Raw genomic sequence first — 12,603 nt, 5'->3', positions numbered from 1 at the left:
AAAGGTTCACCCATGACTGATCAATTACAAGATGAGAATAAGCTGATTGCTGAACGCCGCGCGAAACTGGATATGATTCGCGAAAGCTGTAAAGCAAACGGCCACCCCAATGATTTCCGCCGTGATAGCCTGGCTGCTGATCTGCAGGCGAAGTTTGGCGAGTTGAGCAAAGAAGCGCTGGAAGAAGCTGGTCATGTGGTTGCGATTGCCGGCCGCGTGATGGCCAAACGTGGTCCATTCCTGGCGATTCAGGATGTTTCCGGCCGTATCCAGGCCTACGCGGCGAAAGATGTGCAGAAAGCGCTGAAAGCGCAGTACGGCGGCCTGGATATCGGTGACATCATTGGCGTAAAAGGTGAGCTGCACAAATCAGGCAAAGGCGACCTGTATGTCAACATGAACGAATACGAGCTGCTGACCAAAGCGTTGCGCCCGTTGCCGGAGAAATTCCACGGTCTGACCGATCAGGAAATGCGCTACCGCCAGCGTTATGTTGATCTGATTGTGAATGAAGACTCACGCAATGCGATGATGATGCGCTCGAAAGTCGTCAGTGCGATCCGTCACTTCATGACCTCCAAAGGGTTCATGGAAGTTGAAACGCCGATGATGCACGTGATCCCGGGTGGTGCGACCGCGCGTCCGTTCATTACCCACCATAACGCGCTGGATATCGACATGTATCTGCGTGTTGCGCCTGAGCTGTACCTCAAGCGTCTGGTTGTGGGTGGCTTTGAGCGGGTGTTCGAAATCAACCGCAACTTCCGTAACGAAGGGCTGTCGCCACGCCATAACCCGGAATTCACTATGATGGAATTCTATATGGCGTATGCAGACTATCGTGACCTGATGGATCTGACTGAAGAGATGCTAAGCAGTATCGCACTGGATCTGTGCGGGACGACGAAGCTGCTATACGGCGATGAGACGGTTGACTTCGGTGGCCCGTATCCGCGCCTGAGCATGCTCGAAGCGATCAAGCAGTACAACCCGAACCATGAAGTCATCCAAAAGATGACATACGCTGAAGTCAGTGACATTAACTTCATGCGTAACCTGGCGGAGTCGCTGAGCATCGCGTTCGAAAGCTTCTGGACCTGTGGCCAGATCCTGGAAGAAGTCTTTGGTGAAACGGCTGAGCCGAAACTGATCCAGCCGACGTTTATCACCGAGTACCCGGCCGACATCTCGCCGCTGGCTCGTCGCAATGATGAAAACCCGTTCATCACGGATCGTTTTGAGTTCTTCATCGGTGGCCGCGAAGTGGCCAACGGCTTCTCGGAGCTGAACGATGCGGAAGATCAGGACCAGCGCTTCAAAGCCCAGGTGGATGCCAAAGACGCCGGTGATGACGAAGCCATGTACTACGATGCCGATTATATCACGGCACTGGAGCACGGTTTGCCGCCAACAGCAGGTCAGGGCATCGGGATTGACCGTCTGGTGATGCTGTTTACCAACACGCACACTATCCGTGACGTGATCCTGTTCCCGGCCATGCGCCCGCAGCAAGGCTAATCGCCTTTGGGCTGTGTGAAAAAGCCACCTCTGGTGGCTTTTTTTGTCCCTGTGATTTGAAATGTGTGCAGTCTGTTGCATCGATTTGGTGTATGATGCCGGAGAACTTATCACAGCTAATCAGATAGATAGAATGAATATGACTCGATTTGGAATGAAAACTCGGACTGCCTTAGTGGCGGCTGCGGTGGTAGCCCTTTCTGGTTGCCAGGCGTTGAAGCTGACGCCGCCTGCGTCTGACTTTGTCGGCCATTTGCCGGATGCGCATAAAGAAAAGCTGATGGCGTTGAATGATGTGCCGTCCCAACCTTTCCGTGGTGGGGTGCAGACCTTCCAGTTTGATCCGCAGACCTCGCTGTTGACCGTGATTTACCGCTTGCCGAATCCTCGCTGGTACTGGAATACGCATAAGTCGGATGCAGAGCAGGATGTGTTTCCGTACATCTGTGAGCAGTTCGGTCAGCCGATCAGCCAGGGGTTAGGTGTGCGCTTCTGGTATTCCGGCAATGGCGGTTTTGCAACGGATGTGGTGACCGATGCCACCTGCCGTCAGCTTAGTCAGTCTCAAGCGGGTTAAGCCTTCCCTCGCTTCGCGGCTTTGATGGCCTGTCCTGGTGTCAGGCGACCTCTGATTGAAGCCGCGGTATCAATTTTCCAATAGTGGAAAAATTCCCTTTAGAATCCCTATAGTGAATTTTTGAGTGTGATTCGATTCACATTAACGATAATTTAACGTCTGCAGAATAAAACAGTGTTCACAGATGATTTTGCTGAGTGCCTTATCTATAACCCCCGGATTTTAAACTGCTTTAGCGATTTGTATTGTCATATGTATGATATTTAAACGTTTGTTTCACAGGTGTCTTGTGTAACCATTTTGTAAACATCTCGCTTTTCCCGAATGTTGAACTGTGTAAAATGTCGCCCAACCCACGAGGAACAGTGGGAACAGGAAGTAAATAAATCCAATGCAAGCACAACAGACTGGAGATGGACGATGCAACAATCGCTATCAGGAAAAATATTTGCAGGCCTTTTTGCTGGCCTGATCATCGGGACTGCGATTCAGTACCTGTTTAACGGCGTGACATTCATGGACACCTATGTCCTGGGGCTGGCGGAAGGTGCCGGCGGGATGTTTGTCTCACTGATTAAACTGCTGGTGGTACCCCTGGTTTATGTGTCAATCGTGTGCGGGATCGTTGAACTCAAAGACATCACCGCATTTGGTCGCTTAGGTGGAAAAACTTTTGGTCTCTACATTATCAACACCATCATTGCGATCACAGCAGCCCTGACTGTGGGGATGATCTTCCAGCCGGGTGCAGGGGCTGAGCTGGCCGGGACGGTGTCGGAAGCTGTGGAGCTGACCACCACAGAAACCCCGGACATTTTCTCCCTGATCGTTAACATTGTGCCGAGCAACCCGTTCCAGGCGTTTGCCAGCGGCGATATGTTGCAGATCATCTTTATGGCAATTCTGACAGGTCTTGCGATCCAGGCGCTGGATCACCGTGGCGGTCCGGCGATTCGTACGTTCAAGATGGCGAATGAGCTGATGATGAAGCTGGTTGGCCTGGTGATGAGCCTGGCGCCATACGGTGTATTCGCGCTGATGGTTCAGCTGGGGGCGACACTGGATGCAACCACACTGATGTCCGTAGCAGGCTATGTTGCGTTGGTTGTGGCCATGCTGGTGTTCTGGATCTTCTTCTTCTATCCGATGATGGTCGGACTGACGACGGGCATCAAGCCATCCGAGTTCCTGCGTCATACTCGTGAGCAGATCCTGTTCTCGTTGTCGACAGCTAGCTCGAATGCAACGATTCCGGTGACCATGCGTACCCTGACGGATAAAATCGGTGTGTCGAAGTCTGTCGCAGGTTTTGGGGTGCCGCTGGGGGCAACCATGAATATGTCGGGCGTGTCAATTTACATCACCCTGGCGACCTTGTTTGTGGCCAACGCATTTGGTCAGCCGATTGACAGCGCTGATTTGGTGACCCTGGGTCTGACGATTCTGCTGCTGTCGATTGGTGCCGGCGGTGTACCGGGCGGCGGTGTGGTGATGGTCGGTGTATTGCTGCACCAACTAGGCCTGCCGGCTGAAGGTCTGGCGATTGTCGCCGCGGTGGATCGGATCAACGATATGTTCTGTACCAGCTCAAATGTGGTGGGTGATACTGCGGTGAATACTATTGTCGCCAAGAGTGAAAATGAGATTGGTGTCGAGGCTGATGAAACCCAGTCTGAGACCGTGACAGTGAGTTAACTCGCAACTTGATGATGATGCAAAAGCGCCTTCGGGCGCTTTTTGCGTTTCAGGGCGATAAATATAATCAGGCTACTATCAAAATGTTAATTATAATAGTAAACAAGTTGCAATATTTTTAGGTGGATACTTGAGCGTCACGCGGTGGACGGTGATGTCATTGCGGCACCGATGATATGCCTGAGCGTGGTGGGGAGAAGCTGGCAAAAGGAAAGGCGGTGAAGGATGAGAACAGATGTAAAGCGCACTTCAGCCCTAGGAACGTTAATTGTGCTGGGGGGAAATGACATTCCTTGGATCACTGCACTGGAGCAGGCCGGTTGGCGTTGTTATCGATGTTACGATTTGCGGGCGGCCGAAGCGCTGTTGCTGGAAGTCGGCCCGTGTATTGGCGTGGTGGATCTGACCCAGGATAACTTCAGTCTCAACGGTGTAGCCGGAGTCGTCAATCGCAACAAACAGGCGCGTTGGCTGGCGCTGGCGCGGGAAGATCAATTGAATACCGAGGCGATCTGCCAGTTTATTGTCAGTTTTTGCATTGATTATTTCACCTCGCCAGTGCCGGAATCCCAGTTGCTCAAAACCATCGGTCACCAACGCGGCATGTTACAACTAGAGCGCAAAGTCTGGCCCGAGCTGGGTCAGTTTGGCCAGCATGGCTTGCAGGGCAATACCGCGGTGATGAAAAAACTTCGCCATCAGGTGAAACGAATGGCGGCTGCGGATATGCCGGTATTTGTTCAGGGCGAAATCGGAACCGGCAAAGAGCTGGTAGCGCAGGCGATTCACCAGGCCTCGACCCGGGCCAAGGGGCGGTTTGTCACGGTGAGCTGCGAAGCGGTGACCAGTGCCTGGCTGGTGGACGGTGCAACGCCTTCCGGCCCCGGTCAGTGTTGTTTCAGTGCGGCAGACAAAGGGGTGTTGTTTCTCGATGAGATCGCCCTGCTCAGTGATGACCGCCAATTGGAGTTGTGCCGCTTGCTTGAAGACGGCAGCTTTACGACTGAGTGTGGCCGTGCTGTCCATACCGATGTGCGGTTAGTGGTCTCAACCCGCTTTCCGCTCGAAGAGTTGCTGGCTGAAGGGAATATTCGCGAAGATCTCTATTATCGCCTTAATGTGCTGGGGCTGACGGTGCCGGCCCTGCGCGAGCGGGGGGAAGATATTCTGTTGCTGGCCGATTATTTGCTGACCAAGTTCTCACGCCAGTACAACAGCATTGCTAAGTCATTGTCCGAAGAAGCTCAGAAACTGCTCCTGAACTATCCCTGGCCGGGTAATGTCCGAGAGTTGATCAGTCAGCTCAAGCGGGCGATTCTACTGAGCGAGAGTAAAGTGATTGAGGTGGAGCATCTTGATCTACCGCGGATCACCGATGACAAGCAGAGCCTGAAGAAGATCCGGGAAGAGTCTGAGCGCAGCGCGTTATTATCGGTGCTGGAAAATAACAAGGGGCAAATCTCGGCTGCGGCCCGTGAACTGGGCGTGTCGCGGGCAACTATGTACCGCTTGCTCAATAAGCACGACTTGGTGCCGCCGCCCCGCCAGCAGTACCGGCAGGGATGATTACCTGTTGAATTTGAACAATTCAGTGATATCCCGGGCATTTCTGGTGTCAATGCCGAATGAAATAGGATAAAACTATATTTATGCAATCGGGTGCTAATATATGCTTGTTTTATTCGTTCGGCTGGTTACAATGAAACCATACTTACCCACTTTTATTTACCAGGAGGAAACAAGATGAAAATCAGTGATTTGAACTCGAAGTGTCCTGCTGGTGATACCTCGAAACGAACCACCTCTTAACAGTTTTCCGCTGTAACCTCGGGCCGCGGAGATCTGTCGCGGCGACGATTTTATTCAGCCTTTTCGGCAGACTCTGTGACCCTCCGACTTTTTAACATGGAGAGTACACTTATGCGTCAATCAGTTTATTTGCGCCTGGCCGTTCTATTGATCCGTTTGGATGTTCACCGGGAAGAAGCCCACTGGCGGCGTCAGCATAGCCGGGTTCGGGTCCACATGCCGAACTTGTCGCAGCACCTGAAACAGGATATCGGGATTGCCAAAGACAGCCGGATCGAGATTGCGTTTCCTGCCGATAAAGCCGGTCGCCTGGCACGTCGTCTCAGACGGGGCTATCAGTCGCGATGGGTCACGTAAAATTAGCACCTTGCTGCGGTGGGAGCCGGAGCAAGGTGCAAACTGAATGTTGAATGGAAACAGCCCCCGCTGGTCGGGGGGCTTTTCATGGCGTTAACCAGGGGGCTCAGGGGCAGGGATTGGAGTAGGTGATCCCGACCGTTTCAAGATCGCGCAGTACCTCATCGCTCAGATGAAGGTCGATACTGTTGATATTGGCTTCGAGTTGCGCCAGGTTAGTGGCACCGATGATATTCGAGGCAACAAACGGGCGATGGTTGACAAAGGCCAGCGCCATCTGGGCCGGATCCAGGCCGTGCTTTTGAGCGATATCAACGTAGGCCCGGGTGGCTGCAACGCCCTGTGGGGTAAAGTAGCGCGAGAAGCGTTCGAATAGGGTACAGCGGGCGCCTTCAGGGCGGGCACCGTCCAGGTATTTGCCGCTCAGGGTACCAAAAGCTAGTGGGGAATAGGCCAGGAGCTCGACGCCTTCATGATGGCTGATCTCGGACAAACCGACTTCAAAGCTGCGGTTGAGCAGGTTGTAAGGGTTCTGGATGGAGATCACCCGAGGCAGACCGTGTTTTTCCGCCAGGCGCAGAAATGACATCACGCCCCAGGGGGTCTCGTTGGACAAGCCGATGTAGCGGATTTTTCCGGCCCGTACCAGCTCCGCCAGGGCTTCCAGGCTATCGGTCAGGGTCACGCCCGAGTGGTCTTCCTGATACTGGTAGTTTAGCTTGCCGAAGCAATTGGTTTCCCGCTGCGGCCAGTGCAACTGGTAGAGATCGATGTAGTCAGTTTGTAGTCGGCTGAGGCTGGTTTCCACCGCATCGTGGATATTACGGCGATCCAGCGCCATGTTGTCACGCACATGCGGGACTCCTCGGGGGCCGGCGACTTTGGTGGCAAGTACGACCTTATCCCGCAGGCCGGTTTTCTTGAGCCAACTGCCGATATAGGACTCGGTGAGCCCCTGGGTGTCCGGTTTGGGTGGGACCGGGTACATTTCAGCGGTGTCCATAAAATTGACGCCGCGTTCAAAGGCAAAATCGAGCTGGCTGTGTGCCTGGGCTTCGGTGTTTTGTTCACCAAAGGTCATGGTGCCGAGGCAGATCTTACTCACTTCGAGTGAGGAATGGGGGAGTCGGTGATATTCCATGAGCCCTCCTTGGACTGACTTTTGATGATTTGACTATAACCTGTCCAGAAGCTAAGGCAATGAATTAAATTGAAATCGGGGGCATTTTCGGGCTGTGACCTTGCTGATAGCGCGAACCTGACACATAGTTAAACACGGTACATGGTGTTGAAAGCCGGCACCGTGTCCATCTAAGCGGCCCTATTCTATGTCCAGCAGATTTGCTGCGGCGTTTCGAGGAGAAACAATGAAACTATCTCAGTTAAAGCACTGGCTGAAAGCAGACGGCGGCAAAGTGCCGACCTGTATTTTAACCAGCTACGCCGGATGCTCCGACTACCTGATGGAAGTGGAATTCAAAAATCAGCTTGAACCCCTGAAACATGAAAATGATGAGATGATCCGGTTCCAGTCGATCGAGCAGGTCAAGGAGCTGCTGCGACCGCTCGGCATTACTTCTGTGGTGCTACGGGTCACTGATCCTTATGATGAGTTCTCTCCTGACGGCCAGCTGTCTGATTGCCGCGAAGATATGGTCATCTCCCTGTAGCTGCCGGGCTAGAGCAGAAAAGCGCGTGTCAGCAACTCGGCAGTGAAGCTGGTTTTGAGGTAAAAACCGCGGGGACGGGTTTTGATGATCTGGCCGTTGGCGCCGTAGGCCTCAGTCAACGCCTTGCCGTTGGCGGCTTTGGGCCGCAATTGCAGGACTTCGCCGTGGCGGGCGGTAATGGCTTCGACCTGGCCCAGGACAATCATATCCATCAGCTCTTCCCAGTCATGGCGTAGCCGCTGCTCTTCGTCGGCGGACGGGCTCCAGAGCAGGGGGGATCCGACCCGCCGATCCCCCAGCGGAATATCCCGCTCGCCTTCGACCGGCACCCACAACACCCGCGCCAGCTTGTGGCGGATATGGCTGTTTTCCCAAGTCACCCCTTGCAGTCCCATTAACGGGGCCACACAGACAAAGGTGGTTTCCAGTGGTTTGCCGGTGTAACTGATTGGAATTGTTTTCAGTTCAATCCCCAATTCAATAAAGTCTGGCACCGGCTTGCTGCCGGCGGATGCCCCGAGATGCCATTCCAACAGCTGGCCAACCCAGCCTTTATCACGCCGTAGATCCGGCGGGGTGATCATACCGGCTTGTACGGCCAGCTCATCTAAGGTGAAGCCGGCCAGCTCGTGGGCACGGGAAAGCAGTTCCTGCTCGGTAAGGGGGGTCGGGCGCATAGTCAATCTGGGTTGGGGAATCCTTCATTCAGAGGGAGGCATACTAACACAGCCCATCTAAGCTGATAATAGGCACGCAGCTGGTGCATTGGCTCAGATACACGCAGGCATTGAGCCTGACTGTCCTGGCAAGGAAGGCGGTGGTCAGAAGGATCCTGGCCAAAGATATCCACAGACTGTGGGAGGAAACTTTTTACCCCCGACGGTCTGGGTATTTATCCAGGGGTTTGTTGGGATACTAATCACTTGATCGGTTGTTTTGTGACCGCTTTGGTCAGTCGGATGTGGATAAAAACAACGTTGGTTGATCTTTGACCGATCCGTTTTTTGGGGGAGAGGATCTTTGGGGAAAGAAGTTTTCTTGTTTTGTGTGATAATTTAATTATATGTTTTTAAATGGTTATATTGCTTTTTTGTCTGGTGTTGATACGAGCTTTATCAATAGCTCGCGCTGTAGAAACAGGTCTGACATCGGCTTCTGCACAAATCTATCCACAGAAATCGTGTATAAATGTGGGGTGGGTCTCATTTGCCTGTTTATAAACTCCTTGTATTGGGAAAGTTATCCAGAAATTGCGGGTTTTGTAGGAAAAAACAGTTATTAATTAGAATGTTTGTTTACCCATTGCAGCGACTGTGAAAAAATCACTGTTAATAGAGATTTATACTTGAGGTCGTCCAGTGATTGATGGCGATGGATACCGCCCGAATGTAGGGATTGTGATCTGTAATAGCCATGGCCAAGTGTTCTGGGCTCGACGATATGGACAACATTCCTGGCAGTTCCCCCAAGGCGGCATTGATGAAGGGGAAACGCCTGAACAGGCGATGTATCGGGAATTGTATGAGGAAGTAGGGCTTACCAAAAAAGATGTGCGGATTTTGGCATCCAGCCGCCACTGGTTGCGATACAAATTACCGAAGCGTCTGGTGCGGTGGGACTCGAAGCCTGTTTGTATCGGGCAAAAACAGAAATGGTTTTTGCTCAGCCTGGAATGTGATGAGTCAAAGGTGAATATGCAGCGTGGCAACACGCCGGAGTTTGATGGTTGGCGGTGGGTCAGTTATTGGTACCCGGTGCGTCAGGTTGTGTCTTTTAAACGTGATGTCTATCGGCGGGCGTTGAAAGAGTTTGCAGCGATGGCGATGCCGTTTAAAGAAAGGAAGGAGCGCAAAGGGAAGCGCAGAAACCGGCGAGGGTAGTCCGGCAATCCGTAAAGGTGAATTATGCTGACGCAGCTGAGAGAAATTGTGGAGAAAGTCGCCAGTGCGCCCAGCTTGATTGAATCACTCGATCAGCTGGTCGTCAGCACTTGCCAGGCCATGAAAACCGATTGCTGCTCGGTCTATATCGCCGATCATGAGCGGCACCAGTTCACCCTGATGGCCACCCAAGGCCTGACCAAACCCCATCATCAAGTATCGCTTGCCTTTGATGAAGGGCTGGTGGGCTTGGTCGGACGCACGGCCGAGCCAATCAATGTGGCCGATGCCCGTCACCACCCTCACTTCAAACACATGCCCGGAATTGGCGAAGAGTCGTTCGGCTCTTTTTTCGGTACGCCCATTATTCATCAGCGCCAGGTACTGGGGGTGCTGGTCATTCAGCAGCATCAACGGCGCGAGTTTGACGAAAGCGAAGAGTCCTTCCTGATCACCTTGGCAGCACAGTTGGCCATGATCCTGGCCCACGCCAAGGCTCAGGGGATGTGGCCGGATCAACGCGACGGTCTGCATTTAATCGGCTCTGCTGCTTCCAGTGGGGTGGCCGTGGCCCATGCCTGGTGGGATGACAACCAACCGCGGTTGGATCATGTACTGCCGGCCTCCTGCCTGGATGTTGAGGGTGAGCAGGAGCGACTGAGTATTGCCATTGATTTGGCCAGTGCTGAGTTTCGTCGTTTGCGTAAGCGTTTTGACAGCGAGCTGCACAAAGAGACGCTGGCGATTTTCGATCTGTTCAGTCATTTGCTCAATGATCCCATGTTGAGAAAGGATCTGTTTGCCCGCATTGCTCGCCGGGACATGGCCGAGTGGGCGATCCGCCAGGTCGTGGAAGCTTACTCGGATCGCTTTGCCAATATGAAGGATGATTACCTCAAGGAGCGGGCCCAGGATATTCGCGAGTTGGGCCAGCGCCTGTTGTTTTTCCTCCATAACAGCGAAGTCCATGAGCGTGACTGGGACAAGCCGGTTGTGCTGCTGACCCGGGAGCTGACTGCGGCCATGCTGGCCAGTGTCCCGCGTGATAAGCTGGCGGCGGTGGTCGCTCAGGAAGGGGCGGCCAACTCGCATGCGGCGATCCTCTCCCGGGCGTTGGGGATCCCCGCCATCATGGGGGTGGATTTTGTGCCGGAACTGGTGCATGGACGGCAGGTGATCGTCGATGGTTACCGCGGCGATCTGCTGGTCAACCCGAACCGCCATGTGCTGGCTGAATACCGGCGCCTGATGCGCGAAGAAGACGAGCTGGCGGAGCGGGTTGAGCAGGAGCTGGGGAAGGCGACTTACACCCGGGATCAGCAACGGGTCTATATCCATCTCAATGCCGGGCTCAGTGCCGATACCAGTATTGCCGTGAACGAAGGGGTGGACGGCGTGGGGCTATACCGGACGGAAGTCCCGTTTCTGCTCCAGCGCAGCTTCCCGTCGGAAGAAGAGCAGACCACCCAATATCGCTCGATTTTATCGATTTACCGTGACAAGCAGGTGGTGATGCGCACCCTGGATGTCGGGGGAGATAAGCCGCTGCCCTACCTGACGATCGAAGAAGATAATCCCTTCCTCGGCTGGCGGGGGATCCGCTTTACCTTAGATCATCCGGAAATATTCCTGATCCAGGTGCGGGCGATGCTCAAAGCCAGTATTGGCCTGGAGAATATGGATATCCTGCTGCCGATGATCTCCGGTATTGCCGAGTTGGATGACTCCATCGCGCTGATTAACCGGGCCTATCACGAAGTGGCGAAGTATGCTCAGGTTCACGGACAGACGCTGAAGCGGCCGCGGCTGGGGATCATGATCGAGGTGCCGTCGATTTTGTATCAGCTTCCGGCGCTGCGGGGCAAAGTTGATTTTATTTCGGTTGGGAGTAACGACTTAACCCAGTATTTACTGGCAGTGGACCGGAACAATGCACGGGTTGCCAGTGTCTATGATGCGTTGCATCCGGCAGTGTTGCATGCGCTGAAGCAGATTGTGGAGACCGCCGGGTCGATGGGGATACCGGTCAGTGTCTGTGGGGAGCTGGCCGGGGACCCGATTGGTGCCCTGCTACTGGTGGGCATGGGCTATCGCTCCCTGAGCATGAATACCCGCAATGTCGCCCGGATTAAATATCTGCTGCGCCATATTTCTGTCCTTGAAATGGAACAGCTCAGTCAGTTTGCGCTGCAGGCGACGTTTGGCGATGAAGTACGGGATAAAATTACCGCGTTTGTCGATGCCCAAGGTTTAGGCGGTTTTATCCGCGCAGGGAAAAAGTAGTAGGAAAAGATGACAGAAAATGCCTTGTGGCTGTTTGCCATGTGTTTGGGATTGGGGGGCTGTGTCGGCCTGTTGGCCGGATTACTGGGAATCGGCGGTGGCCTGGTGGTAGTGCCGGCCCTGGTTTGGCTGTTGCCGCAGGCCGGGATTGATACGGAACTGGTGATGCATATTGCCCTCGCCACGTCGCTGGCCAGTATTGCGCTCACTTCCGGCGCATCGGCGCGGAACCATTTTCGTTTGGGGAATGTCGACTTTACGATTGTGAAAAGTCTGGCACCCGGGGTGATTCTTGGCGGTCTATGCGGTAGTGTGATCGCCGAGCTGGTACCCAGTGCGCTGCTGCCGAAGATTTTCGCGGTGATTGTGTTGTTGCTGGCGCTGCAGATGCTGGTGTCGATGCGCTTTGACAGCCAGCGGCCGTTGCCGGGTCGGTTCGTTACTGTGTGCAGTGGCGGGGTTATTGGCGTGGTCTCCAGCCTGGCCGGGATCGGTGGCGGCTCGCTGACTGTGCCTTACCTGAGTGCACATGGGGTGGAGATGCGCCGGGCGATCGGGAGTGCTGCGCTGTCCGGGGCTCTGATTGCGATCGCCGGGATGGTTGGGTTTGTGACTGCCGGTATGGGTGACGAAGCCGTGCCGGCGATGAGTGTGGGTTATGTGTATTTGCCGGCCTTGGCCGGGATTGTGATGACCTCAATGGTAACGACCCGTTTCGGGGCGGCGCTGGTGAGTCGGCTGCCGACTGCGACACTGAAGAAAATATTTGCGGTCTTTTTACTGAGTATCGGTATCAAGATGTTTTTGGGATAAT

The 12,603-nt window shown here is 53.9% G+C and carries 11 protein-coding genes; 9 read left to right on the top strand and 2 right to left on the bottom strand.

Annotation, left to right across the window (positions count from 1 at the left end; all coding sequences use genetic code 11):
• The first annotated feature begins 12 nt into the window (after positions 1 to 12).
• From lysS to NNL38_RS13305, 5 genes are all read left to right on the top strand, one after another.
• Positions 13 to 1,518 (top strand): lysine--tRNA ligase, encoded by a 1,506-nt coding sequence (lysS, locus tag NNL38_RS13325; RefSeq protein WP_255388509.1) that lies wholly within the window; start codon positions 13 to 15, stop codon positions 1,516 to 1,518.
• Between the two features lie 154 nt (positions 1,519 to 1,672).
• Positions 1,673 to 2,095 carry a hypothetical protein gene (locus tag NNL38_RS13320; protein WP_255388508.1) on the top strand — a complete coding sequence of 141 codons (423 nt, stop codon included), beginning with the start codon at positions 1,673 to 1,675 and terminating at the stop codon, positions 2,093 to 2,095.
• 420 nt (positions 2,096 to 2,515) lie between these two features.
• A complete protein-coding gene (locus NNL38_RS13315) occupies positions 2,516 to 3,790 on the top strand; it encodes a dicarboxylate/amino acid:cation symporter (RefSeq protein ID WP_255388507.1) in 1,275 nt (424 codons plus the stop codon).
• 225 nt (positions 3,791 to 4,015) lie between these two features.
• Complete coding sequence (locus NNL38_RS13310; protein WP_255388506.1) at positions 4,016 to 5,356, top strand: VpsR-related response regulator; 1,341 nt, start codon at positions 4,016 to 4,018, stop codon at positions 5,354 to 5,356.
• A 354-nt stretch (positions 5,357 to 5,710) separates the two neighbouring features.
• Positions 5,711 to 5,956, top strand: coding sequence for a hypothetical protein (locus tag NNL38_RS13305; protein WP_255388505.1), 246 nt, complete (start codon positions 5,711 to 5,713; stop codon positions 5,954 to 5,956).
• A 106-nt stretch (positions 5,957 to 6,062) separates the two neighbouring features.
• On the opposite strand, the gene NNL38_RS13300 is transcribed toward NNL38_RS13305, so the two are convergent.
• Positions 6,063 to 7,097: an NADP(H)-dependent aldo-keto reductase gene (locus tag NNL38_RS13300; protein ID WP_255388504.1), complete on the bottom strand. Its 1,035-nt coding sequence runs from the start codon at positions 7,095 to 7,097 to the stop codon at positions 6,063 to 6,065.
• A 226-nt stretch (positions 7,098 to 7,323) separates the two neighbouring features.
• Between NNL38_RS13300 and NNL38_RS13295 the strand changes: the two genes are divergently transcribed.
• Positions 7,324 to 7,626 (top strand): DUF6482 family protein, encoded by a 303-nt coding sequence (locus tag NNL38_RS13295; protein ID WP_255388503.1) that lies wholly within the window; start codon positions 7,324 to 7,326, stop codon positions 7,624 to 7,626.
• Positions 7,627 to 7,634: 8 nt separating this feature from the next.
• On the opposite strand, the gene mutH is transcribed toward NNL38_RS13295, so the two are convergent.
• Entirely contained in the window at positions 7,635 to 8,303 is a 669-nt protein-coding gene (mutH, locus tag NNL38_RS13290) for a DNA mismatch repair endonuclease MutH (protein ID WP_255388502.1), read from the bottom strand.
• Positions 8,304 to 8,984: 681 nt separating this feature from the next.
• Between mutH and rppH the strand changes: the two genes are divergently transcribed.
• Genes rppH through NNL38_RS13275 form a run of 3 tightly spaced genes read left to right on the top strand, consistent with a single transcriptional unit; the run spans position 8,985 to position 12,602 of the window.
• Positions 8,985 to 9,506 carry an RNA pyrophosphohydrolase gene (gene rppH, locus NNL38_RS13285; RefSeq protein ID WP_255388501.1) on the top strand — a complete coding sequence of 174 codons (522 nt, stop codon included), beginning with the start codon at positions 8,985 to 8,987 and terminating at the stop codon, positions 9,504 to 9,506.
• Positions 9,507 to 9,530: 24 nt separating this feature from the next.
• Complete coding sequence (gene ptsP, locus NNL38_RS13280; RefSeq protein ID WP_255388499.1) at positions 9,531 to 11,789, top strand: phosphoenolpyruvate--protein phosphotransferase; 2,259 nt, start codon at positions 9,531 to 9,533, stop codon at positions 11,787 to 11,789.
• 9 nt (positions 11,790 to 11,798) lie between these two features.
• Entirely contained in the window at positions 11,799 to 12,602 is an 804-nt protein-coding gene (locus NNL38_RS13275) for a sulfite exporter TauE/SafE family protein (protein ID WP_255388498.1), read from the top strand.
• Position 12,603 lies beyond the last annotated feature (1 nt).

This window comes from Photobacterium atrarenae, from assembly GCF_024380015.1.
GTDB classification, from domain to species: Bacteria; Pseudomonadota; Gammaproteobacteria; order Enterobacterales; family Vibrionaceae; genus Photobacterium; species Photobacterium atrarenae.
The sequence above is the reverse complement of the archived record's forward strand: the minus strand, read 5'-3'. Positions and strand labels throughout refer to the sequence as shown.

Excerpts from the sequence above, each read along its gene's own strand:
- mutH (WP_255388502.1), bottom strand. The coding sequence starts at position 8,303 with ATGCGCCCGACCCCCCTTACCGAGCAGGAACTGCTTTCCCGTGCCCAC.
- NNL38_RS13275 (WP_255388498.1), top strand. The coding sequence starts at position 11,799 with ATGACAGAAAATGCCTTGTGGCTGTTTGCCATGTGTTTGGGATTGGGG.
- NNL38_RS13305 (WP_255388505.1), top strand. The coding sequence starts at position 5,711 with ATGCGTCAATCAGTTTATTTGCGCCTGGCCGTTCTATTGATCCGTTTG.
- NNL38_RS13295 (WP_255388503.1), top strand. The coding sequence starts at position 7,324 with ATGAAACTATCTCAGTTAAAGCACTGGCTGAAAGCAGACGGCGGCAAA.
- NNL38_RS13310 (WP_255388506.1), top strand. The coding sequence starts at position 4,016 with ATGAGAACAGATGTAAAGCGCACTTCAGCCCTAGGAACGTTAATTGTG.
- NNL38_RS13300 (WP_255388504.1), bottom strand. The coding sequence starts at position 7,097 with ATGGAATATCACCGACTCCCCCATTCCTCACTCGAAGTGAGTAAGATC.
- ptsP (WP_255388499.1), top strand. The coding sequence starts at position 9,531 with ATGCTGACGCAGCTGAGAGAAATTGTGGAGAAAGTCGCCAGTGCGCCC.
- NNL38_RS13315 (WP_255388507.1), top strand. The coding sequence starts at position 2,516 with ATGCAACAATCGCTATCAGGAAAAATATTTGCAGGCCTTTTTGCTGGC.
- lysS (WP_255388509.1), top strand. The coding sequence starts at position 13 with ATGACTGATCAATTACAAGATGAGAATAAGCTGATTGCTGAACGCCGC.
- NNL38_RS13320 (WP_255388508.1), top strand. The coding sequence starts at position 1,673 with ATGAAAACTCGGACTGCCTTAGTGGCGGCTGCGGTGGTAGCCCTTTCT.